Source organism: Flavobacterium sp. CFBP9031 (assembly GCF_034044945.1).
Taxonomy (GTDB): domain Bacteria; phylum Bacteroidota; class Bacteroidia; order Flavobacteriales; family Flavobacteriaceae; genus Flavobacterium.
Map to the genome: position 1 here is coordinate 409,984 of NZ_JAXCWF010000003.1, position 24,488 is coordinate 434,471.

Below are 24,488 nucleotides of genomic sequence, written 5' to 3' on the forward strand. Positions count from 1 at the left end.
TTTATGGTGGGGTTCACCATAAAAGATACAGTGAATAGCCCGACCCGAAGGGATACGTCCAAATTATTTTTGATAAAGATTAGGGGTAAATCTTGCTAAATATGATCTTTTTTAAGAATTTATAGATTTTATAAATTAAAGATTATGATTTCCAAAAAAAGTATATCTTTAGCCAACCTAAACCAATAAAAATGCAAGAAAACGACCAAGAACATTTTAAAAGAGAACTCGGCCTCTTAGACGGAACCATGCTTGTGGTTGGCTCTATGATCGGATCCGGGATATTTATTGTAAGCGCCGATATAGCCCGACAAGTGGGTTCGGCGGGATGGCTTACATTGATCTGGCTTTTGTCTGGATTTATTACTGTTGTCGCAGCAGTTAGTTACGGCGAATTGAGTGCGATGTTCCCAAAAGCAGGAGGACAATATGTTTACCTAAAAGAAGCTTATAACAAGCTGATTGCCTTTTTATACGGCTGGAGTTTTTTTGCGGTTATTCAGACTGGAACTATCGCGGCAGTAGGAGTGGCTTTTTCAAAATTTGCAGCTTATTTGTATGAGCCGTTAAGTGATGAAAATATTCTTTACGAATTAGGCGCTTTTAAACTAAATGCAGCGCAGCTAGTTTCGATTTTAACCATTATCATTCTGACTTTTATTAATAGTCGTGGAGTGAAAAACGGAAAAATTCTACAAACCGTTTTAACCATAATTAAAATTTTATCGCTTCTTGGTTTAGTCATTTTTGGATTAACGCTTGCTGCGAAAGCTTCTGTTTGGGATGCAAATTGGGCAGACGGATGGAGCACAAGAACATTTGACAAAGAAAGCGGTTCATGGCTTCCAATTAGCGGAACGGCTTTAATTTCTGGAATATCTGCAGCAATGGTTGGATCATTGTTTTCTAGCGATGCGTGGAACGGTGTGACTTTTATCGCTGGTGAAATTAAAAATCCGAAACGAAATGTTGGGCTTAGCTTGTTTCTAGGAACTTTTATTGTTACTTCTCTTTATGTTGTGACAAATCTGATGTATTTGGCTGTAATTCCGTTTGACGAAATTGCAACAGCAAAGTTTGATCGTGTTGCAGTTGTGGCTTCAGACTATATTTTTGGAAATATCGGAGCTTTGATTATCGCAATTATGATCATGATTTCGACTTTTGCCTGCAACAACGGATTAATTATGGCTGGCGCAAGAGTATATTATACAATGGCAAAAGATGGTTTGTTTTTCAAAAAAGCAGCTGTTTTAAATAGTTCGAGTGTTCCTGCTTGGGCACTTTGGGCGCAATGTGTTTGGGCTTCGGCTTTATGTCTAACAGGGAAATATGGCGATTTATTAGATTTCGTAATTATCATTGTACTGATTTTTTACATTTTGACTATTTACGGAATTTTTATTCTAAGAAAAAAAATGCCAGATGTAGAAAGACCTTATAAAGCTTTTGGATATCCGTTTTTGCCAATGGTATATATTATTGTAGCATCAGCAATTTGCGTTTCGTTATTAATTACAAAATTTTCAACCTGTGGCTGGGGAGTATTAATTATGTTAACCGGAATTCCAGTTTACTATTTAACAAAGCCAAGCGAATAATATTTTCTATTTGAAGTTGAAAAACTATCTAAATAAAAAAGCATCTTGATCTATTTCAAGATGCTTTTTTATTTAAGGTATGCGCGGTTTACTAATTGGATAAATCGTTATTAATTTTTTCTTCTGTTGGTCTTAGAAAAAGAAGGTAAATAATGAGAAGAAATCCGAATAGTATAAAATCAGGTTTAAGAAATAAAATAATAAAAGCTGCGCCTTCCAAAACTGCCCATCGCATAATTGAAGCTGTTTGATAGATAGGCAATTTATCTTCAAGTTTTAGCTTTGGGTCAATCTGTTTTAATTGCGCTTTAAATAATATACTACTCAAAACAAAGGCTAGAACAGGAATTGCAAGATATATTATGGAAGCAGAATCAACATTAGGAACTTGTAGTGTTTCTAGCGAAATATCGCCCACAATAAAATAAGCGATAATGGTTCCTGCGCAAATGCCAAGATGGATAATTTGTAAAGCTTTGATTTTTTCGGTCATAATTTGGTTTAGATTTGAGGTTGATCATGCAATTTAAGATTAATTCTTTTTAAATCAATGATTTATGTTTGGGTTTTACTAAACTGCTAAGTTTGCAAACAAAAAAAAGACACTATAAATAGTGTCTTTTAAATGTAAATAATCGTCGAAAACTCTAGTTATATGGTAACTGGTTCATCAACAGATTTTATAGTTGAATTAATAATAGACAAAGTAAGCGGATCGGTTTCTCCAGAGAAGAAAGCGTCCAAAATTTCCTGAAATATCGGATTTGCATTTTCAACCAAAGAAAACAAAGTCATGCATGAACGCAATTTTCGAGCATCTAAATCTCCCAAAATTCCATCAGCCGATTTCATTTTAAAGGTCAAAAGCAACTCTGAAATTTCAATTAAATGTTTTCCCAAAATTGGATGCTCCAAATAATCTGTAGCTTCTTTTAAATCATTAATGGCATAAAGATTTGCAGTATCGCTTTTTCCTAAGCCTTTTATTTGCGGGAAAATGAACCACATCCAGTGTGTTTCTTTTTTCCCTTTACTGATTTCAGAAAGAGCGGTAAGATAAAGTTTGTTCTGTGCGTCTAAGAAACGCGCTAAATCATTGTTCGAATAAGCCATTACGGTATTGTATTTTAAAAAAGGTTGCAAAAATAGTAAAAAAGATAGGTTTTGCCTAGTAAAAGGTTCATATAGTGCATGTTTTAACTTTTTAAAGAAGGAATATCTTACGTTGTTTTGAGTAAAAATTACTTCTTTTTAAAGATTCAATGCTATAAAAATCAAAGATTTCGATTGGTTCTTCTAAAGGTAAGATTGATCCTTGGCAAAACATCGCGAGCCGTTTTTGGAACTTGATGTTGCCAAAAACTATTAGTAGTTCCAGCCATCAATAAAAAAGATCCATGATGAAGCGGAATCTCAATTGGCGGAATTTCTTTTCTGAATTTATGGCGAAGTTTAAACATTCTCGTTTCTCCAAAAGTGACGGAAGCAATAATAGGATTTGGCCCTGTATTATGTTCTTTATCGCTATGCCAACCTACGCCATCATTTCCGTCTCGGTATAAATTCAATAATACGGTATTAAAATCAAGCTGTGTTTCTTTTTCTACACGGCCTCTAATTTTTAACAATTCATAAGTCCAATCTGGTCCGTTTGGATCTGCGCCAGGATTATCTTTATCTTCATACCAAGAAATCATTCGCGGAACGGTATAAGTTTTATCGTAAATTTCCATTTCATACTCTCTCCATTTGGTTTTGCGAAGTATTCTCTCGTAAAAAGCATCAGATTCTTCTTTGGTAAAAAAATTATCGATTAAAATTAACTCAGAATCTGGAATGTCAAATATTTTTTTTCCTTCCAAACCTGTGGTAAATAATTCGGTATCGCTAAATAGTGTCATAATTCAGATTTTAGTTTTACAGCTCTATTTTTTTATTGGTTTAGGAAATGAAAAGTTGTTTGTTAAAGAATATTTTTCTCGGATGTTTTTCTGCGTAAGCAAAAATTAACTGTTCAATATATTGATTGCTTTTATAAGGCGTAACATAATTTTTTACTTCATCAGAATCGTTGATGGCAACATCTCTCGGAATGTATCCCATTCCATGAAAATGACCATTTTCGATCCAAATACAGCTTCTTTCGTCTCTAGAACGTCCTTTGTCTATAATGGCAAAACTTGGTCTGTTATTCAATAAAAATTCAATAGCATTGTCAACTTGTTCGTTATGAAATGAAACGTCTGGCAAATCTCTTGTATCATTATTTTGGAAAAATTCGCCTTCTTCTGGTCTTGTATATTTGCAAAAACGATGATCGATTTCAAAATGCTCGGCTAGAGTTCGCAATAAATTGATGCCATCGTATTGGCTATTAAACTCATGAATACAAGTCTGAAATTTACTCAATTTACCAACTGCCAAATATTTATAGCCGTTTCGAGCTTCGTATTGATAAATGCCAAATTTGGCTTCAAAACGTTTTAAGGCTCTATTATAAGTGGGCCAAAGTTTTTTGATTTCCGTACATTCTAAAAGAAGCGCCATGAGTTCGGTCGCGCAGACTTCAAAAGATATTCCATGAATATCTCTTAAAAAATGCTGTCTTTGCGGTTTGATATTGTTTCCTGTAAAATGAGAAGTGACACGCTTTTTTAAGTTGATTGCTTTTCCAACATAAATCACTTTTTTTGCCTGATTATAAAAATAATAGACTCCTGGTTTGTCAGGTAAATTATTAAAATCTTCTTGTGGTAAATTGGGTGGCAAGCGCTGATCTTGCGCTGTTTTCTTGATCATTTTATCTATTTCTCCAGCATCGTCCCATTCCAATAAAAGCGAAAATAAAAGAGCAGTAGCATCGGCATCTCCGCCGGCACGGTGTCTATTTTCTAAAGATATATTTAAAGAATTGCACAGATTTCCTAAACTATAAGAACCCAATCCAGGTTTGATTTTTCGAGCTGCACGAACTGTACAAAGCTTTTTTGCCGACCATTTAAAACCCGCTTGCTCCAGTTGATGATGAACGAATGAATAATCAAAGTTCACGTTGTGGGCAACAAAAATACGATCGGTAAGCATTTCCAAAACTTTCTCTGAAATATCATCAAAAATGGGCGCATTGGCTACCATTTCGTTGTTAATTCCTGTCAATCCAAAAATAGAAGGAGGTATGTCCTGTTCAGGATTTACAAGTGTTTCATAACGATCCAATACATTTGTACCGTCATGAATAATAATGGCAATTTCTGTAATACGGCTTCCACTGGCATTTCCGCCTGTGGTTTCAATATCGACTATGGCATATTCTTGCTTCTTCATTTGTGTATAACGTAAGTTGTTCTTTAGTTATTTTTTGAGTTTTCGGTCTCAGTTTTCAGTCTCAATGGTCAATACTCTGAATACTTCTACTGAACACTGAACACTAAAACTTCATTCGGTGTCTCGGAAGATTAATTTCATGTCCTTGCGGATAAGGCGCTCGATGCGTCAAACTAACATCTTCCTTTATCTGATTTTGTGTTCTGTATTGATCTTTAGCATCCATATATCGTGGATCTGGTATAAAAGGCATTTTGGACATTTTGAGAATCGTAATGGTCGGAAAATGATAGTCGACCTCAACATTCCCTAACAAAAGATAACAGCCTCCACCCTGAAAAGGATGTTTTGCAAGACTATCTGGAAAATGTGCCGTATCAAAATAAGTGCCTTCATGATCGATCCAAGTTCCAAAATACATCGAACCTTTTTTGGTCGGGACATGTTTTCTGGAAATGAGATAGGCAAGCATTCTAACTTGTCTTTTATGGTATTTTACTAAATCTTTTGCCATAATATCACCTCTATGTTTGGTTTGTAAAAGATCGAAAACCGTACAAGAAACAGGAAACCTCAACAATTCGATTTCATCAAAAGCATCTTCAAAAACAGAACGTTCCAGAACAGGTAATTTGAATTCTTTTACCGGTTCTTGCAAAAGCATCAAATTTCGATTTTCGGGTTTAAAATTGTTTAAAAGCAAACTCGCACTAATCAAAAGCTGATTTTTTGTTTTTCCTGTAAAGCGAAAAGCACCAATAAAAATGAGAACTTTAACGCCTTCAATTCCAATTGGAATGCGATTGATGAAATTTTCTAGAGAAAGATAATCGCCGTTTTTCTCCCTTTCTGATTCTATTAAATGTGCAATTTTAGATTCTAAACTCTGCAAATGCATAAAACCTAAATAAATATCGGTTCCGTACAAAGTCGTTTGATATTCGCTTTTATTCACACACGGATTATGAACGGTTCCGCCCGACATTCTGGCTTCGTGCACATAAACTTCGGTTCTATAAAATCCGCCTTGGTTATTGATTACCGCTGTCATAAATTCTACAGGATAATTAACTTTCAGGTACAAACTCTGATAGCTCTCAACGGCATAAGAAGCCGAGTGCGCCTTGCAGAAAGAATAGCCCGCAAAAGATTCAATCTGACGGTAAATTTCCTGACTCAAAACTTCTGGATGCCCTTTTTGCGCGCAGCTTGCAAAGAAATTATCTTTTACTTTTTGTAAAGCTTCCAACGATCTTCCTTTTCCTGACATGGCACGACGAAGAATATCTCCATCAGGAGCGGGAAGTCCGCCGTAATGTTGGGCAATTTTTATCACATCTTCCTGATACACCATAATGCCATATGTTTCGCCAAGATGTTCTCTAAAAACCTCATGAAAATATTCAAACTGATTTGGATTATTATGACGAAAAATATACTCTTTCATCATTCCAGATTGTGCAACTCCAGGACGAATAATAGATGAAGCCGCCACCAGAATTTTATAATTATCACAATTCAATCGGCGTAATAACCCGCGCATCGCGGGACTTTCGATATAAAAACAGCCAATTGTGTCTCCTTTTGCTAAATAAGAATTGCAAACCGCTTCATCTTTAGAAATAGAAGTATTGCGAATGTCTACTTTTATACCTCTATTTTTTTCAATCAATTTTACACTATCATCAATATGTCCGATACCACGCTGGCTTAGAATATCGAATTTGTCAAAACCAATTTCTTCGGCAATATGCATATCAAAAAGCACAATTGGAAAACCTTTTGGAGGCATTTCCAAAGGTGTGTAATTGGTAATTGGTTCTTCAGAAATAATAATTCCACAGGCATGCATACTGCGCTGGTTGGGATATTTCTGCATCATAAAACCATATTCTTGAACCAATTTCACAATCTTATTTGTAGGATGAAGTTCTTCTGGATTTTTTGCCAATACATCTAATTCTTCTTTCGGAAGACCAAAAACTTTTCCAACTTCTCTGAAGATAGAACGGTATTTAAACTCCACATTGGTTCCGCAGAAAGCAACATGATCTCGGCCGTATTTTCCGAATATATATTCTAAAATTTCATTGCGTTCCTGCCAGCTCCAGTCAATGTCAAAATCGGGTGGAGTTTTCCGGTTAAGATTTAAAAAACGTTCAAAATACAAATCGAGTTCTATAGGACAGATATCAGTAATTCCGAGGCAATAAGCTATTATGCTGTTGGCACCGCTTCCGCGACCAATATGCATAAATCCTTGACTATTGCTGTATTGAATTATATCCCAAGTAATTAAGAAATAGGCACTAAATTTTAATTCGTCAATAACTTTCAGTTCTTTTTCGACACGTGCTTTTGCTATTGTATTTTCTTTTCCATAACGACGTTCAAAACCCTCCAACGCCAAGCCAGTAAGCATTTTTATATCTTCTTCACGGCTTTTGGTAAAGAATTTTTTGTTTTGTGAAACACCAAATTCATATTGAAAATTACATTCGTCAATGATGCGTTGTGTGTTTGAAATGATTTCAGGATATTTTTCATAGAAAGGCAAAAGTGCTTCCAATGGTTTTATAAAATCAGAAGTTTTGCAATAATCCGCTTCAGTAAGTTTTGACAGAATAATATTCGTATCAACTGCACGTAGTACTTTATGCAGATTATATTCTTTTTTACTGCTAAAAGTTACGGGCTGTAAAATCACCATTTTGGCAATTTTATTTTTATGTTTAGAGGTTAAAAGACCAGAAACTTCTTCGGTACGCACTCCAATAAATTCATTTTTATGAAGCGTTTCGGGAGCATTTTCTAAAGTATAAATTACAAAAGCCTCCTTAAATTCAGGAGCTCGTAAAGGTAAAGTTTCTCCGCTGAAATTATACTCAGTTAAAAAACGATTCATTTCAGCTAATCCTTTGGCATTTTTAGCTAAACCAATATATCGGAATTGATGATGACAGCGAAATTCCATTCCAACCAAAGGCTTGATTTCGTTTTTCTCGCAATCTCTTATAAAATCATAAATTCCAGTTACAGTATTAATATCTGTCAAGGCCATTGCTTTTACGCCACAAGAAACAGCCAGACCAACAAGATCTTTTAGCGGAATCGTGCCGTAACGTAAGGAATGATAGGAATGACAATTAAGATACATTATTTCTTGCGTTTTAAAATTTCGTCTTTAGTATTCGGTTTAAAATGAGCTCCGGCACAGCGCATTACGGCATCAAAACCGTAACGGCTTTTCATTTTATCCATCGCTTCATAAAGTGAAAGCATTTCCTGAGTATCTTCAAAAAGATCAATTTGATAGGTTCCGCGCACCAATCCGCTAAAGCGAACACCAATCAAGCGCAGACGCATACGACGCTGATACACTTTTTCAAAAAGTTCCATTACATTTTTAGTCAAAACATGATCGGCAGAAGTATAAACAACTCGACATTGTTTGGTTTCGGTATCAAAATTGGCGTAACGAATTTTAACCGTAACTGTTGAAGTCAGCCATTGTTCTGAACGCAATTGAAAAGCTAGTTTTTCGACCATTCCCAAAAGCACTCTTTTGAGTTTCGCAATATCAATGGTATCTTGAGAAAAAGTATGTTCTGTAGAAATAGATTTTCTTTCGCTATATGGTTCTACAGGTGTATGATCGATTCCGTTCGCTTTTTTCCAAATATCAAGGCCGTTTTTTCCAATCATTTGCTGTAAAACCTCAGCAGGCATTTCGGCTAAAGTTTGAATTTTACGAACACCAATTCGAGACAAGAGTTGAAAAGTTACGGTTCCGACCATTGGTATTTTCTGAATCGAAAGCGGATTCAAAAAAGTCTGTACCTTATGTTCTGGAATTTCAAGATTTCCTACTGGTTTGCCTTCGCCTGTAGCGATTTTAGAAACGGTTTTGTTGATCGATAACGAAAAACTAATCGGAAGTCCAGTTTCTTTAATTACTTTTTGTGCCAATTCATCTGTCCATTTATAACTTCCATGAAATTTATCCATTCCTGTAATATCCAGATAAAATTCGTCGACACTTGCTTTTTCTAAAACAGGTGCTTTTTCTTGGAGAATCTCAGTAACATCGTGAGATAGTCGCGAATACAATTCCATATCTCCTTTCATGACTTTCGCCTGCGGGCAAAGTTTCATTGCCATTGCGATAGGCATTGCAGAACGCACACCAAATTTGCGGGCTTCATACGAACAAGAAGCTACAACGCCACGATCGCCTCCGCCAATAATAAGCGGAATATCATTAAGTTCAGAATTGGTGAGTCGTTCGCAGGATACAAAAAAGGTATCCAAATCCATATGTACAATTGCCCGTGCCATTTTTCCTTATTGTTTTTGTATGAAACAAAATTAGTACAGGTGGTAACATTTTTTTGTATATTTGCTGTTCCAAATTATAACAAATTTATTATGTCCTTATTTTCAGACAACATCAGAGCGTTAAGGGTTAAGCATAAAATATCACAGGAGAAATTAGCTGAAAACCTTAGTATTACAAGAGGAAGATACGTGAAATACGAAGATGGAACTTCGGAAGCACCGTATGATATTTTAAAGAAGATTGCGTTATATTTTCACATGAGTATTGACTTGATATTATCTGTCGATATACGTAAAATTGATGTGCAAAATTTGATAAAACTAGAAGGCAACCGACTTATTTTACCCATTCAAGTGGATAGTTTTGGAGAAAATTTTATTGAAATTGTATCTCAAAAAGCAAAAGCAGGATATTTGAACGGATATGCTGATCCTGAATATATTGAAAGTTTACAGCAAATTACACTTCCGTTTTTAGGACCTGGAAAACATCGCGGATTTCCCGTTGAAGGCGATTCAATGCCTCCACACGAAGACGGTTCTATCATTATTGGTCGTTATGTAGAAAAACTAGGAGAGGTGATGGACGGTAAAACCTATATTCTGATTACTAAAAATGAAGGAATGGTGTACAAACGTCTCAATAAAAACAAAAAGAACTCTTTGGTTTTAGAATCCGATAACAGTTTTTATCCGAATTATGAAGTGAAAGCTTCTGATATTTTGGAGATTTGGGAATATGAATGTAATATTGGCCGTTCGGATAAAAAACAAGAAATGACAGAAACCGGAGCAATGAAAGATTTGCTTTTAGAATTGAAACGTGAAGTTCGAGAGATTAAGAATAATACTTCGAATACCTAGAGGTTCATTAACTATAGAAATTAAGAGTAATGATATTTATTGTTTATACAGGCACAGTGAGTTTTATAACAAGAACAGAATTAACACTTGCAGAATGGGATAAACGATTTCACAAGTTTCTAAGAGTTATTGGTTTTATTAGTGATGAAGAATTTCTGGACGAACTTCGATTTTCATATCGTGTTGATGATAAGACTGTTGAAGAGATTAATGAAATAATCAGTAAAAAGAGTTTTGTCAGTATTAGAATTACAAACAAAACTTTTGAAGGTTTTAAATATGCTGAAAATTATTTAGATTTTACAGCTATAGAAGGACAGATTTTGTATTTTGAAGATTGGAATTTTATATTTCGAGTGTTTAATGAAGAATATTTTCTTTGGTGCTTTTTAGGCGGAATAGCAGATGTCCAAAGAGAAATTAAATTAAGCGAAGAGGATATCAAAAAATATAAAGAAATTGGTTTAGCACAAATAGATTATTTGATTGATAATTTGCAGAAAATGAATTCAATCGAATATGAAAAAGCAATTGCCGAAAATAGGAAATTACTTTAAACCGACTACTTTATGAATATCCAAAAAGCCAAAATCGAAGATCATATCTGTTTAACGGAAATCACCAAAAAGTCAAAGCCGTATTGGGGATATTCGGATGAGCAAATGAAGAAATGGAGTAATAATCTAACCATCACCATAGATTATATCAAAACAAATCCTGTTTTTAATTTGGTTGATGAGAATCAGATTGTTGGTTATTATTCTTATTTAAAATTAGAAAACAATCAGGTAAAATTGGATAACTTATTTATTTTACCTGAATATATAGGAAAAGGATTTGGTTTTTTTCTAATGAATGATTTTTTGGAAAGAATGCGAAATGAAAAATGTCAAAAAATCATTTTAGATTCAGAACCAAATGCCGAACAATTTTACCAGAAAATCGGATTTACAAAAATCGGTGAATTTGAAACTTCCATAAAAAATAGATTCATGCCGATTATGGAAATGAATCTATAATTCTGGAGTTTATTTTAAATCAATTTTCAGTTGCATTTCATTTTTCATATGCAATAATGCTTCAGCATTTCCCATAGCATCATCAACGGGATTATGCGTATGTTCCGTTTTTCGAAGATGTTTCCATTGAGCAAAAGTATCATTTACTAAACCACAGTATAAATCACCTATTCTTCTTGATGAATATCCAAAAGGATTTCTATTCAAAAAATGATGAAAATACCAGCAAATGAACATCCAGTCAAAACCATTATTATCGCTAATAAATATTGGCCTTCCTTTTGAATTTTCTTTTATCCATTCTTCAAAATTTAGCATTACCTCTTTTGGATCATCAAATTCTAAAGTTGTTTCTCTGTTGAAACCTGAAATTGCTAAAGCTTGCGGATCAAACTTATCGGAAATAGGTTTTAATTTTCCATAAAAAGTTTTATCTAACTTTTCATTTACAAGCACAGCACCAAAGCATATCATGGAATAATCTCCAGGAATTGGTCCGTCTGATTCTATGTCTACAACTATATAACTCATTTAATTTTTGATTTGTTTTTCTAACAAACTTAAAATATTAAATAAAGAATAATAGCATTTTATGACAAATTATAAATTAAAAAACCTTCGCAAATCCCAAACCATATTGCTGTCCATTATAAAAGGGCAATATCATAGAAGTAGATTTATTTTCGGCTGATGATTTGAACAATTTTTTAGTGATATACGGATTAATCCAATAGGCAATTTTGGTACTCAAAATCCCGATTCCAGCTCCAGCAGCCACGTCTGTTAGCCAATGGCGGTTGTTGTAAATTCTGAAAAGGCCAGTTCCAGTTGCAACGGCGTAACCTGCAATTCCGTACCAAATTGATTTGTCTTTGTATTCTTGATATAAAAATTCGGCACCCATAAACGCAGTTGCAGTATGTCCGGAAGGGAAGGAGTTGTTTGAACTTCCGTCGGGCCTTTCTACATGTGAAATTGATTTTAAACCTAAAACCGTTGTAGCCATAATTGCATACGAAGTCACCAATATCACAGAGCGGTCACGCATATTGTTTTTGCCTTTTACGCCAAAAGCATTCAACGCATACACCGATGCAGCAGGCGCATACTGAGAAAAATCATCAATTGTAACTTTCTCGTCAATGTCTTCAGTAACTTCTTTTTTTATTTGCGAATTGAAGCTTAACAGCTGATCGCTTTCAAGTCCAATAACACCATACCCAATTAATACACTAGGAATAATCAATTGTTTATAATTGAATTTTAGCTGATGTGAAGTACTGTCAATTTTTGTAATCGAATCGTTTTGCTGCGCATTTACAGAAAATAATCCGAATAGAAATAGTAGGGAAATCGTTTTGTGGAACATTTTCTTAGTCGTTATATTGTACAAAATTAACGAATGTTCGACGCAGGTATTTTGGGCTTAATTGAACCTTAAGCGAACTTTAATTTGTTGGTTTTAAATGAGGTAATTGAATTAAGATTGGCTTATTTTTTATTATTCTGAGTGTCACCCTGAGCGAAGTCGAAGGGCTTTACAGTACAAAAGGTCTTCGACTTCGCTCAGACTGACAGACGTAATAAAATTGATACAAAGCCATTAAAAATCCTTTTAATCTGTGCAATTTGTGGCTTAAAAAAACTTTGCGACTTAGTGTCTTTGTGGCAAAAAAATCTAAACTTTCAACGAAAACCAAAATGTGCTTCCCAATCCTAAATTACTCTCGACCCCAACACTTCCGTTTTGGGCTTCAATAAATTCTTTGCTTATCGCTAAACCCAATCCTGTTCCAGATTTTTGACTTCCAGGAACTTGAAAATATTTATCGAAAACTTTGTCTTTATATCTTGCATCAATTCCTTTTCCAGTATCAATAACCTGAAAAAACATTTGATTATTTTCTTCTTTTAATTTAATAAGAATCGTGCTTTTTTCAGACGAATATCTAATGGCATTCGATAAATAATTAATTAAAACCCAGCCTGTTTTTTCAGCATCTGCTTTTACGTTTTTGAGATTTTCATTGGCATCAACAACTAACAGAATCTGTTTTTGATCTGCCTGAACTTTTACAGCTTCTACGGCATATTTCACAATTTCCTGTGGATTGCTTTTTCCAATATTTAGCTGAATATTTCCAGTCTCCAATTGCGATAAATTCAGTAATTCCCCTGTAATTTTCAATAAACGCTGACTATCATCTTTTATACTTTCAACCAATTGTTTTTGGTCGTCGTTCATATTGCCCGTTTTAGCATTTTCAAGCAATTGAAGACTTAATTTTATAGAAGCAATTGGTGTTTTTAATTCGTGCGAAACGGTCGCAATAAAATTCGTTTTAGCAAAATCTAATTCTTTAAAAAGTGTAATATTTCGAAGAATAATGACATCACCAATATTGATTTCTTTTTCTTCGCCTGTTGGTGTTATCGTGATATTGTGGATTTCTTTTTCGAAATAACTTTCCTTTCCGTGAGCAAAAATTTTGAGAGCCTGTTTTTTAGGAGTTTCAGTTTCTTTCAGAATTAAAGAACGAATTAAATCATTAGAAACCGCTAATTCAGATGCAGGTTTTCCAATAATATCTTCCGATTTTAGACCGATAATTTTCAGCGCTTCATCATTTACAAACAAAACAATTCCTTCGTTATCCAAACCAATAATAGGATCGTTCATATTATTGATCAGCGTTTCCAGCCGTTTCTTTTCAAAAAGAAGTTTGTAAACATTACTGTCATGATATTCTTCCAGCTTTTGCGCCATGGTATTGAATGATTTCGCGAGATCTCCAAATTCGCTGTGACTTGTAAAATGAACACGTTCTGAATAGTTTTTATTGGCAATTTCCTTAATACTCTGCGTTAATTCTCTAATCGGATTGGCAATATTATTAGGCAGATTAACCAATAGATTAAAAGCAATCAGAAAGCATAAAGTTCCCACAATGGCAATCGACAAATTAGCCGTTTCAGCCGAGTGTTTGGCGATATCGCTTTTCTGTTTTATGGCGTCCAGATTCAGTTTCATAATCGTAAAAATGTCTTGGCGGATCTGCACTTTTACAGCTTCATCTGCATTGTTTTTGTCTAAAAGGGCAAAACTAGCTTTCAGCTTTTCAGTAGCTTGTTTTTCGCCTGGTTCTGTAATATTTTGAGTCTGCTTTTCAAGATTTTCCTCAAAACTCTGAATTGTTTCTTTTGAATCCGACTTTATTCCGTCCAAGGCAAAAATCATATTTCGGGAATATTCCAAAGTATTATAATTGGATTTCAGAATATTCTCGGTGTCTTGCTTAATCAAAAAAACAGAATAAGCACTCACTAACGAGAGAATGATAATCATTAAAAATAACAATCCAACACCCAGATTCAATTTGGTTTTAATTCTCATTTTATAAAACATTTAATTTTTTTTGAACCATATAAGTTATATAAGTTCATTTAAAAACTGTGCTTAAAATTTAACCGCAAAGAGCGCTAAGGTTTCGCAAAGCACGCAAAGGTTAGATTAAAAGCTTTGCGTCTTTGCGAGCAAAATAATTCTAGCGAACTTTGCGTAAAAACCTTGCGAACTTTGCGGTTAAACTTCAACGCCCCGAATTTAAATGAACTTATATAACTTATATGGTTTAAAAACTTTTAAGACAGAATAACAAGATCAACATTTGATAAAGACAGCTTGTTTAGCAAACGTCTGAAAATTGTTGTAGACAAAATTACTTTAAATAAATTCAAATGCGGTTTTCCGATGCACACAGTTGTAATTTGTTTTTCTTCTACGGTTGTCAAAATTGCATTGGCAATATTCGAATTTTCGAGTTTAATAACTTCGGCTCCTAATTGCACGGCAAGTTTAAAGTTATTAATTAAATGTCTTTGTTTATCAAGTGCAATTCTTGTACTGCTTTCCTGTGGAGTTTCGACATACAAAACATACCAGCTTCCGTTATAATAGCTTGCCAATCGAGCTGCTTTTCTGATCACAATTTTAGCCGTTTTATCATTACTGCTAATGCAGGCCAACAATTTTTCATGTCGTAAAGCATGCAGATTCGGAACTTCATTTTCAACTTTTCGAACGACCTGACTCGCTACTTCTTTCAAAGCCAATTCCCGAAGTTGTAAAATCTGTTCCGATTTAAAAAAGTTCGCTAAAGCAGTCGGAATTTTATCTGCCGTATAAATTTTACCTTCCTTTAAACGCGCAATCAAATCTTCCGAAGTCAAATCGATATTCACGACCTCATCGGCCAGACGCAAAACATTATCAGGAATTCGTTCCTGAACATCAATATTCGTAATTCGTTTTACGTCTTCGTTTAAACTCTCAATATGCTGAATATTAACAGCTGAAATTACATTTATTCCAGCTTCCAGAATTTCTAAAACATCCTGCCAGCGTTTTTCGTTTTTGCTTCCTTCAACGTTTGTATGTGCCAATTCATCAACAATAACCACTTCTGGTCTAAGGTTGATGATAGCCTGAACGTCGAGTTCTTCGAGTTCTTTTCCTTTATAAAAAATAGTCCGCCTCGGAATAATCGGAAGACCGGCAAGTAATTCATGCGTTTCCTTCCGCATGTGTGTTTCAATGTAGCCAATTTTTACATCGATTCCGTTTTTCAATAACGAATGCGCTTCTTGAAGCATACGAAAAGTTTTGCCCACACCGGCGCTCATTCCAATGTAGATTTTAAACTTTCCTTTTCGTGATTTCTGAATTAAATCGAGAAAGTGCTGTGCGTTATTATTTTCGTTTTCCATATTTTATGAGATAAGATGTTATCTGTAAAATGTAAAATGTCCTGCGTAATGTTTAGTACATCTTACATTTTACAAAAAACATTTCACTAGACTAAAATGAAATCGCCAGCGAAGTCGTTACAAACGTATTCGTATCCGTTGAGAGATTGTCTTTATTTGTGAAGATTTCGTCTTTACTTGAAAGATTTCTGGCTTCAATTCTAAACATAACATTATCAGTAACTAAGTAATCAAAGTTAGCTGAAAATCCGTAAGTTTTAAACCCGTTTGGTGTTTCAGTTGCGATAATTACACCTTTTTCATCACTATAATATTCACCTCGCACGGCAAGCTGAATCTTATCAATTGGTTTGTATTGCAGAATCAAAACGGGCGAAAACCAAGTATCATATTTGTTACTATTTTTAGCCGATTGCTGTGATCCAATATCAAAACCAGCTGTAATATTTGTCTTTTCCGTTACTTTAAATTGTCCGTAAAAGTTGTTGAAATAACGCCATTTTTTATCAATATCTGGTTGCTCATTTCCAACATAAGTACTCCAGTTTAAAACAACTTTATCAGATGGTTTGTAAGTAATTTGAGTTCCAAAAGCAGGTGTTTGATTGCCTTCTACTTTTTCAATTCTTTGCCAGCCATTCAAGTACATACCCGCCAAATACCATTCTCCTGATTCAGAGGTATAACCAATTTTGACTCCTGCTTCATAATAAGGCGAATTCTCAGCCAGAATACTTCTTGATAAAGTTTGACAGTCTTTTCCAATGGCACTTTCAAAACCAATGTGAGCTGGCATAATCCCTGCATCAATCCATAAATTATGGCTTTTCGAAATTTTCACACCCACATTTACCTCGTAAACATTTTTCAACAAACCTTGTTCAGCAGACATATTATATTCGGCATAAGTTCCCGCCATTAAGGCAAAATTTCCCCGAACATTTTCTTTGGTATAATTTACTTTTGCAAGACCTAAATTGATGTTTACTTCATTACTTTTATTAAAGTTATAAAAAAAGCTTGGCCGAGTATGATTTTCAGGTTTTCCAAAATCATAGCTGTAATAGGTTTCTACATATCCCGAAAACGTCAGCGGACTTTTTGATTCTTCTTGTGCATGTAAATTGCTATAACCAAAAGCGATTAGAGCAGTAAGTATTATTTTTTTCATTTTTGTGGTATTCTATTATTTATTAGTAGATTTTTTAGGAGCTAATCCCGCTATCCGTTTCAATCTTTTCCTGGCTAAAGAAGCCAGAAAAAGGATTTCCACTACTATCGGGGCTAGGGCATTTGGGGTAAAAAAGGCATTTTTGTATTATAATATTTTCATATCCTAACAGGTTTCCAAAACCTGTTAGGTATTATTGTAAGTTTAGTTTTTTAGATTCCAATTCTCGCCATTTTTTGTTATCCTGAGGAACGAAGGATCACACAAGGAGCTCGACAAAGATTGGCGATTATAGGGACGGAGTTTCGAGTGTGATCCTTCGTTCCTCAGGATGACAAACTGTGTGGTTACTCTGTTTATAATATCTAATAGGTTTTGGAAACCTGTTAGGATAAAAACCTTAGAACCTTAGCGACTCAGAACCTCAGAACCTTGTTTTAGCGAAGCTGATCCAGCGCAACATTCAATTCCAAAACATTAACCGTTTCAGGACCAACAACAGCTGAATTAATTTTAGATTCCACCAAAGATTTCACTTTAGTTTCATCCAGTTTTCTTTCTTTAGCAATTCGTTTTACCTGAATCAAAGCGCCTTGTGGAGAAATATTTGGATCTAAACCGCTTCCTGAAGCCGTAACCATATCAGCCGGAATTTCAGACTTTTTCAAGTAAGGATGAACCAGTAAAAGCGTATCAATTCTTTTTTGAACCAAAGCAAGATAATCGGCGTTGCTTGGGCCTTTGTTGCTTCCAGCACTTCCCGCCGCGTTATAATCAACAGCAGATGGTCTTCCCCAGAAATAATTCGACTTATCGAATTTCTGACCAATTTTTTGATAACCAACCACTTTTCCGTTAACCGAAATCGTTTCTCCTTTTCCTTGATTTGGAGCAATTTGTGCGATTCCATAAATCGCAAGAGGATAAATAACCGCAAATAAAATCAAAGTAAATACGGTAAGTTTTATTATAGAAAATAGATTTTTCATTTTTTTGAGATTCTAAGGGACTAAGTTGCTAAGGTTCTAAGTTTTTTTTCAGAAGCTTAGCAAATCGAAGTCATGTTTTTAATTTGAGTTTTTAAAGATTCCTGTATTTGCAATTCTAAGAGAAAACCTTAGTCCCTTAGAATCTTAGCATCTTAGAACCTTACATGAATAGAGCTACTAGTAAATCAATAACTTTAATACCGATAAAAGGAACAATCAAACCGCCCAAACCATAAATCAAAAGGTTTCTTTTTAGGATGGCACTTGCTCCAATTGGTCGATAATCAACCCCTTTCAGCGCAAGCGGAATCAAAATTGGAATAATAACCGCGTTGAAAATTACAGCCGATAAAATCGCGCTTTCCGGACTGTGCAAATGCATGATATTTAAACCTTGTAACGCAGGAATCGCAGTAATAAAAAGAGCAGGAACAATAGCAAAATATTTCGCAACGTCATTTGCAATAGAAAAAGTAGTTAAAGTACCTCGAGTCATTAAAAGCTGTTTTCCAATTTCAACAATCTCAATTAGTTTCGTTGGGTCATTGTCAAGATCGACCATGTTTCCGGCTTCTTTTGCAGCTTGAGTTCCGCTGTTCATAGCAACACCAACATTGGCTTGAGCCAAAGCCGGAGCATCATTTGTTCCGTCACCCATCATCGCTACTAGTCGTCCTTCGGCTTGTTCTTTTCTAATGTAGTTCATTTTATCCTCAGGTTTAGCTTCGGCAATAAAATCATCAACACCAGCAGCTTCGGCAATAAATTTAGCCGTAAGCGGATTATCACCCGTAACCATAACCGTTTTGATTCCCATTCTGCGTAAGCGCTCAAAACGTTCTTTCATTCCGGTTTTGATAATATCCTGAAGTTCGATTACACCTTGAACTTCATTGTTTTTGATTACTACTAATGGAGTTCCTCCGTTCGATGAAATCGTGATAACTTGTTGTGCAGTATCTTCAGGAAAAGAATTTCCGGCTTGCTGCGCAATGTTTTTTGCAGCGTCTTGTGCGCCTTTTCGAATATTAGTCCCGTCTTTTAATACGACTCCAGAAGTTCTGGTTTCAGCAGTAAATTTTATACTGTGTGAGATGTTTTCTGTAAGAAGTGAAATGTCTGACTGCATTTTACTATTCACATCTAACATTTTACCGAGCTCGAGAATACTTTTCCCTTCTGGAGTATCATCTGCAAGCGAACTCAAAACCGCCGATTTAACGAAATCATCAAAAGAAATTCCTTTTGTGGGATAAAAATTGGTTGCTTTTCTGTTTCCAATGGTAATGGTTCCGGTTTTATCCAAAAGCAATACATCAATATCTCCCGCAGTTTCAACCGCTTTACCAGATTTTGTAATTACGTTAGCGCGCAACGCTCTGTCCATTCCCGCAATACCAATCGCAGAAAGTAAACCTCCAATTGTAGTTGGAATTAAACAAACAAACAAAGCAATGAAAGCCGCAATCGTGATGGGTGCGTTGGCATAGTCGGCAAACGGTTTTAGCGTAACGCACACAATCACGAAGATTAAAGTAAATGCGGCTAATAAAATGGTTAAGGCGATTTCGTTTGGTGTTTTCTGACGGCTTGCACCTTCAACCAAAGCAATCATTTTATCTAAAAAGCTTTCGCCGGGTTCAGAAGTAACTTTTACTTTAATTTTATCAGATAAAACTTTTGTCCCTCCGGTAACCGAAGATTTATCTCCGCCAGCTTCCCGAATAACAGGAGCACTTTCTCCAGTAATGGCACTTTCGTCGATTGTAGCCAAACCTTCGATAATTTCTCCATCGGCAGCAATTAAATCGCCAGCTTCACAAACGAAAATATCGTCTTTTTTTAATGCCGAAGAACTAATGTTTCTAATTTCTCCGTTAGGTAAAATTTGTTTTGCAGGAGTTTCTTCTCTTGTTTTTCTTAAACTGTCGGCTTGTGCTTTTCCTCTTGCTTCGGCAATTGCCTCGGCGAAATTGGCAAATAAAAGCGTTGCCAGTAAAATTAAAAATACAATTAGGTTATAAGTAAAACTTCCCTGATCATTTGCACCCATTAATATTGAAATGCAGACAGCAAACATAATGGCTGTTCCAATTTCTACGGTAAACATTACCGGATTTTTGATCATCATTTTTGGATTAAGCTTCACAAAAGACTGCGCTAAGGCTTCTTTTACCTGTTTACTTTCAAACAATGATGTGGATTTATTAGTTGTCATTTTTTATATTATTTTAAAGTAAAGAATTCTGCCAATGGACCTAAAGCCAATGCTGGGAAGAATGATAAAGCAGCGATAATTGCGATTACGGCAAAAGTCATGATTCCGAAAATTGAGGTGTCGGTTTTTAAAGTTCCTGCACTCTCTGGAATGTATTTTTTACCTGCCAGTAAACCTGCAATTGCCAATGGACCAATTATTGGAATAAAACGGCTTAACAGTAATACAATTCCTGTAGTGATATTCCAGAACGGATTATTATCTCCCAATCCTTCAAAACCAGAACCATTATTGGCAGCACTTGAAGTATATTCGTATAACATTTCTGAGAATCCGTGATTGCCAGAATTGTTTAACCAGCCTGTTGCATTGCCGCTAAACCAATAACCCATTGCAGTATCATGCGCAGCAAAATAAGAGGCTAAAGCAGTTCCGGCTAATATTAATAAAGGGTGAAGAATAGCGATAAAAGCAGCAATTTTAACCTCCCGCGCTTCGATTTTCTTTCCTAAAAATTCGGGAGTTCGGCCAACCATTAATCCGGAGATAAATACAGCCAGAATAATGAAAACATAGTAGTTTAGAATACCAACACCGCATCCGCCGTAAAAAGCATTTACCATCATAGATAATAGTTGCATCGCACCAGAAATAGGCATAGAACTATCGTGCATACTGTTTACAGAACCTGTAGAAATTACCGTTGTAGCAATACTCCAGAAACCTGAAATTGCCGGACCAAACCGAACTTCTTTTCCTTCCATCGCTCCGGTTGCCTGTGCAATTCCCATTTTTTCGATAGCAGGATTTCCGTTGATTTCACTCATAACTGTTGGAACAACCAAGAGTAAGAAACCAACCGTCATTACACCAAAAATAATATTCGCTAATTTTCTTTTGTTTAGGAAAAATCCAAGAGCAAAAATCATCGCAAACGGAATAATCATCTGCGCCCAAAGTTCAACTTGGTTAGTAAAATAAGTTGGATTTTCTAATGGATGAGCTGAATTGGCTCCAAAAAAACCACCACCGTTTGTACCAATATGTTTAATAGCAATAAAAGCTGCAGCGGGTCCGCGAGAAACTTCTACATGATCGCCTTGAAGCGTTGTAATAGCATCTTTACCTTCAAATGTCATAGGAGTACCGCTGAAAACTAATGCGATAGCTACAATTGCAGAAAGGGGTAATAAAATACGAGTACAGCTTTTAATGAAATAATTATAAAAATTACCCAATTGTTCTGTCGTTCTTTCTTTCATTGCTGTAAAAATCATAGCGGCAGCAGCCATTCCGATACCGGCAGAAACAAATTGAAGAAACATTAATACGATTTGCGAAAGGTAAGAAACCCCGCTTTCGCCTGAATAATGTTGTAAGTTACAATTGACTAAAAATGAAATAGCAGTATTAAATGCCAGATCCGGCGTCATTGATGGATTGTTATCCGGGTTAAGAGGTAAAGAACCCTGAAACAATAAGACAAAAAAGCAAAGAAAGAACCAAACCATATTGATACTTAAAAGTGCTTTTAAGTGTTGTTTCCAGTTCATTTCTTCAGCCGAATTAATACCGCTGATTTTAAAAATAAATTTTTCAATTGGATTGAAAATCGGATCAAGAAGTGTTTTATCTCCTAAATAAACTTTAGCAATATATTTTCCTAAAGGAATAGCCAAAACAATGGTGAGGAGAAAAATACCAATGACGCCTAATAATTCTGTGTTCATAATTTTTATATTTTTTAGTGAAAAATGAGAGATGATTTTGTAAAAAGGGTTGATGAATAAAATTTACGTTTACATTTCACATTCAGGATTTCACTTTTTTACATGATTTAAAATTTTTCGGGTTTGATTAATACATATATCAAATACACGAAAACGGCGATTGAAATAATAAATAGTGCGGTCATGATTTAGATTTTTTCAAAAAATTCGACTGACATAAAACAAATTGCAAATAGCACCACGGCCAATGCGAGTAAAAGAAATGTGATCATAGGATTTATTTTGGATTTTAGATTTAAGATTGTAGACTTTAGACTTTAGATTTTCGATTAAACAGTTAACCGTTTAAACGATTAAACACCAGAGGCATTAACCTGCTTGATATATTCCGCTTTAAGTGTCTGCGGAAATAAATGAGAAATATTGCAGTGACGCACTTCCATAAAAGAAGAAACCGAAAAAACATACACATTAGAAATGGCATTTTTAGTTTCGATGCTTCCAGTTATAAACAAACGTTCGGCAAGAGCCAGACATTTCTTCGCTCTCACAATATTGCCTGAAATAATCGATTTTTTGGTGATTTCGGCAAAGCGTTCAGCTTGTTTGTAGATTGAGGTAACTTGAGTTTTCATTTGGAATGAATTTTAATGTTCTCCCTCCTTATGCCAAAATATGTTCCGAAAAAGTGGAGTTACAGCTAAAGTGCTGTCAATAAAAGGAATGTAGTTTTATGCCAAAAATTAGGCATAAAAAAAGCCTATCATTTTGATAAGCTTTTCTCGTTTTGATATGTTATTGTCAAGCTCCGGAGGAGCTAAATATTTATAGAAATGCTGAATCCACATTTATCAGAGCCCCAGCGGGGCGGCATATTTTTGGATTGTAGGTGTCGCTCCGCTGGAGCTTTTTTTATCATTGGAAATAAATAATCTATAAATATTGCGCTTCTCCGAAGCTTTAAAAATTGATATTGAAATTTGCCTTTAATATTGGAATTTGGAATTTTTTAAATTTTGGAATTTTCAATCCCATATTCTTCCAGCTTTCTATACAAAGTCGCAATTCCAATTTCTAATAATCGAGCCGTTTCTGCTTTATTCCCTTTAGTATAATTTAAAACCTTTTGTATGTGCAGTTTTTCAACACTCTGCATCGAGAAAGCCGACATTGGTTTTGAATTATTTTCGGCTTGATGCTGCATTTCGTAAGGCAGAACATCCGAGGTTAAAGTATCGCCGTTACTCAAAATAACCGATCTTTCGATGATGTTTTTAAGTTCGCGGATATTTCCAGGCCAGGAATAATTTTCTAATTTCTGTAGAAATTCATCAGAGATATGTAATGTTTTTTTATTCGTTTTTTCAGAAAATTGTTTCACAAAATGATGCGTCAATACCGATATATCTTTGATTCTTTCTCGTAAAGAAGGCAGTTTTATTTCGAAGATATTTAAACGGAAATACAAATCAGAACGGAAGCGATGTTCATCACTTTCTGTTTTTAAATCTCTATTTGTAGCGGCAATTAATCTGAAATTTGATTTTTTAGGAGTGGTATCGCCAACCGGAATATATTCTGAAGTTTCTAAAACACGCAATAATTTGGCTTGAAGATCAATTGGCATTTCTCCAATTTCATCCAGAAATAAAGTACCGCCGTTCGCTTCTTCAATAAAACCCTTTTTATCTTTTACAGCTCCCGTAAAAGCGCCTTGTTTATGACCGAAAAGTTCGCTTTCTAAAATTTCTTTTGTGAAAGTACTGCAATTCAAGGCTACGAAAGATTTGCCAACGCGATTACTGTTTTCGTGAATCGCCTGTGCAAAAACTTCTTTACCAGTTCCTGTTTCGCCAGTAAGTAAAACAGTCGAATCTGTTTTTGCTACTTTTTGTGCGAGATCAATAACCTGTTCAATTCCTTTCGATTTTCCAATAATAGTACTGAAAGAATATTTATCGTTTATGCGTTTTTCAAGCTGTTGTACTTTTTTTTGCAAATGCACTTTTTCAACTGCTTTATAAAGAAGCGGAATAATTTTGTCGTTATCGTCGCCTTTTACGATATAATCAAAAGCACCATTTTTCATTGCCTGAACGCCATCTGGAATATTCCCAAAAGCAGTTAAAAGAATAACTTCTGTTAAAGGAAAACTTCCTTTTATGTTTTGAAGAAAGTCAACGCCATTTCCGTCAGGCAGTTTTACATCACATAAAACGACATCAATTTCGGTTTGTTCTAGTTTCTTAAAACCTGATTTTAAATCTTTGGCTTCAAAAACTTCAAATCCTTCCGATTTTATAATACGAACCAGCAGACTTCTCAGTTTTTCTTCGTCGTCTATAATTAAAATTTTGTGTGTCATTTGCAGAGATGCTAAATCAAATTTTGATATTTGATCTACAAAGTTAGGTTTAAAATCTGTTCACTTTTTTGAATCGACAGAAATTATTTTAAGCAGTAGAAT

Annotated in this window: 21 protein-coding genes; 4 read left to right on the forward strand and 17 right to left on the reverse strand. The window is 34.9% G+C overall.

Annotation, left to right across the window (positions count from 1 at the left end; translation table 11 throughout):
* Positions 1-191 precede the first annotated feature (191 nt).
* On the forward strand, positions 192-1,601 hold the full coding sequence (locus SOM12_RS07550) for an APC family permease (protein WP_095928778.1): 1,410 nt from the start codon (positions 192-194) through the stop codon (positions 1,599-1,601).
* 91 nt (positions 1,602-1,692) lie between these two features.
* Here SOM12_RS07550 and SOM12_RS07555 read toward each other — a convergent pair whose 3' ends face one another.
* The 6 genes from SOM12_RS07555 to dinB all read right to left on the reverse strand — a co-directional run bounded on the left by SOM12_RS07555 (position 1,693) and on the right by dinB (position 9,263).
* Positions 1,693-2,094, reverse strand: coding sequence for an MFS transporter (locus SOM12_RS07555; protein ID WP_320492944.1), 402 nt, complete (start codon positions 2,092-2,094; stop codon positions 1,693-1,695).
* Positions 2,095-2,252: 158 nt separating this feature from the next.
* Complete coding sequence (locus SOM12_RS07560; protein WP_095928780.1) at positions 2,253-2,714, reverse strand: DUF1810 domain-containing protein; 462 nt, start codon at positions 2,712-2,714, stop codon at positions 2,253-2,255.
* Positions 2,715-2,875: 161 nt separating this feature from the next.
* Positions 2,876-3,502: an alpha-ketoglutarate-dependent dioxygenase AlkB family protein gene (locus SOM12_RS07565; protein WP_095928781.1), complete on the reverse strand. Its 627-nt coding sequence runs from the start codon at positions 3,500-3,502 to the stop codon at positions 2,876-2,878.
* Positions 3,503-3,542: 40 nt separating this feature from the next.
* Positions 3,543-4,925: an exonuclease domain-containing protein gene (locus SOM12_RS07570; RefSeq protein WP_320492946.1), complete on the reverse strand. Its 1,383-nt coding sequence runs from the start codon at positions 4,923-4,925 to the stop codon at positions 3,543-3,545.
* Between the two features lie 103 nt (positions 4,926-5,028).
* Complete coding sequence (locus SOM12_RS07575) at positions 5,029-8,082, reverse strand: DNA polymerase III subunit alpha (RefSeq protein WP_320492947.1); 3,054 nt, start codon at positions 8,080-8,082, stop codon at positions 5,029-5,031.
* A complete protein-coding gene (gene dinB, locus SOM12_RS07580) occupies positions 8,082-9,263 on the reverse strand; it encodes a DNA polymerase IV (protein WP_320492948.1) in 1,182 nt (393 codons plus the stop codon). The genes SOM12_RS07575 and dinB overlap by 1 nt, the downstream gene beginning before the upstream one ends.
* Before the next feature lie 90 nt (positions 9,264-9,353).
* Between dinB and SOM12_RS07585 the strand changes: the two genes are divergently transcribed.
* The 3 genes from SOM12_RS07585 to SOM12_RS07595 are packed head-to-tail and all read left to right on the forward strand — an operon-like array spanning position 9,354 to position 11,146.
* Positions 9,354-10,127: an XRE family transcriptional regulator gene (locus SOM12_RS07585; protein ID WP_095928784.1), complete on the forward strand. Its 774-nt coding sequence runs from the start codon at positions 9,354-9,356 to the stop codon at positions 10,125-10,127.
* Positions 10,128-10,156: 29 nt separating this feature from the next.
* A complete protein-coding gene (locus SOM12_RS07590; protein WP_320492949.1) occupies positions 10,157-10,684 on the forward strand; it encodes a hypothetical protein in 528 nt (175 codons plus the stop codon).
* 12 nt (positions 10,685-10,696) lie between these two features.
* Positions 10,697-11,146: a GNAT family N-acetyltransferase gene (locus SOM12_RS07595; RefSeq protein ID WP_320492950.1), complete on the forward strand. Its 450-nt coding sequence runs from the start codon at positions 10,697-10,699 to the stop codon at positions 11,144-11,146.
* A gap of 9 nt (positions 11,147-11,155) precedes the next feature.
* On the opposite strand, the gene SOM12_RS07600 is transcribed toward SOM12_RS07595, so the two are convergent.
* The 11 genes from SOM12_RS07600 to SOM12_RS07650 all read right to left on the reverse strand — a co-directional run bounded on the left by SOM12_RS07600 (position 11,156) and on the right by SOM12_RS07650 (position 24,386).
* The gene (locus SOM12_RS07600; protein WP_320492951.1) at positions 11,156-11,677 is read right to left on the reverse strand and encodes an exonuclease; all 522 of its coding nucleotides are present in this window, start codon (positions 11,675-11,677) and stop codon (positions 11,156-11,158) included.
* A gap of 76 nt (positions 11,678-11,753) precedes the next feature.
* Positions 11,754-12,515 carry a phosphatase PAP2 family protein gene (locus tag SOM12_RS07605; RefSeq protein WP_095928788.1) on the reverse strand — a complete coding sequence of 254 codons (762 nt, stop codon included), beginning with the start codon at positions 12,513-12,515 and terminating at the stop codon, positions 11,754-11,756.
* A gap of 309 nt (positions 12,516-12,824) precedes the next feature.
* On the reverse strand, positions 12,825-14,540 hold the full coding sequence (locus tag SOM12_RS07610; protein WP_320492952.1) for a sensor histidine kinase: 1,716 nt from the start codon (positions 14,538-14,540) through the stop codon (positions 12,825-12,827).
* Between the two features lie 248 nt (positions 14,541-14,788).
* Complete coding sequence (locus SOM12_RS07615) at positions 14,789-15,913, reverse strand: sensor protein KdpD (RefSeq protein ID WP_095928790.1); 1,125 nt, start codon at positions 15,911-15,913, stop codon at positions 14,789-14,791.
* Positions 15,914-16,004: 91 nt separating this feature from the next.
* Entirely contained in the window at positions 16,005-17,084 is a 1,080-nt protein-coding gene (locus SOM12_RS07620; RefSeq protein WP_320492953.1) for a porin, read from the reverse strand.
* 437 nt (positions 17,085-17,521) lie between these two features.
* On the reverse strand, positions 17,522-18,073 hold the full coding sequence (locus SOM12_RS07625) for a K(+)-transporting ATPase subunit C (protein WP_095928792.1): 552 nt from the start codon (positions 18,071-18,073) through the stop codon (positions 17,522-17,524).
* Positions 18,074-18,233: 160 nt separating this feature from the next.
* Positions 18,234-20,291, reverse strand: coding sequence for a potassium-transporting ATPase subunit KdpB (gene kdpB, locus SOM12_RS07630; protein WP_320492954.1), 2,058 nt, complete (start codon positions 20,289-20,291; stop codon positions 18,234-18,236).
* Positions 20,292-20,299: 8 nt separating this feature from the next.
* Complete coding sequence (gene kdpA / locus SOM12_RS07635; protein WP_320492955.1) at positions 20,300-22,021, reverse strand: potassium-transporting ATPase subunit KdpA; 1,722 nt, start codon at positions 22,019-22,021, stop codon at positions 20,300-20,302.
* Positions 22,022-22,128: 107 nt separating this feature from the next.
* The gene (gene kdpF / locus SOM12_RS07640) at positions 22,129-22,206 is read right to left on the reverse strand and encodes a K(+)-transporting ATPase subunit F (protein WP_073099479.1); all 78 of its coding nucleotides are present in this window, start codon (positions 22,204-22,206) and stop codon (positions 22,129-22,131) included.
* Positions 22,207-22,374: 168 nt separating this feature from the next.
* On the reverse strand, positions 22,375-22,656 hold the full coding sequence (locus SOM12_RS07645; RefSeq protein WP_071636641.1) for a DUF7674 family protein: 282 nt from the start codon (positions 22,654-22,656) through the stop codon (positions 22,375-22,377).
* Between the two features lie 374 nt (positions 22,657-23,030).
* Entirely contained in the window at positions 23,031-24,386 is a 1,356-nt protein-coding gene (locus SOM12_RS07650) for a sigma-54-dependent transcriptional regulator (RefSeq protein WP_095928796.1), read from the reverse strand.
* Positions 24,387-24,488: the final 102 nt, after the last annotated feature.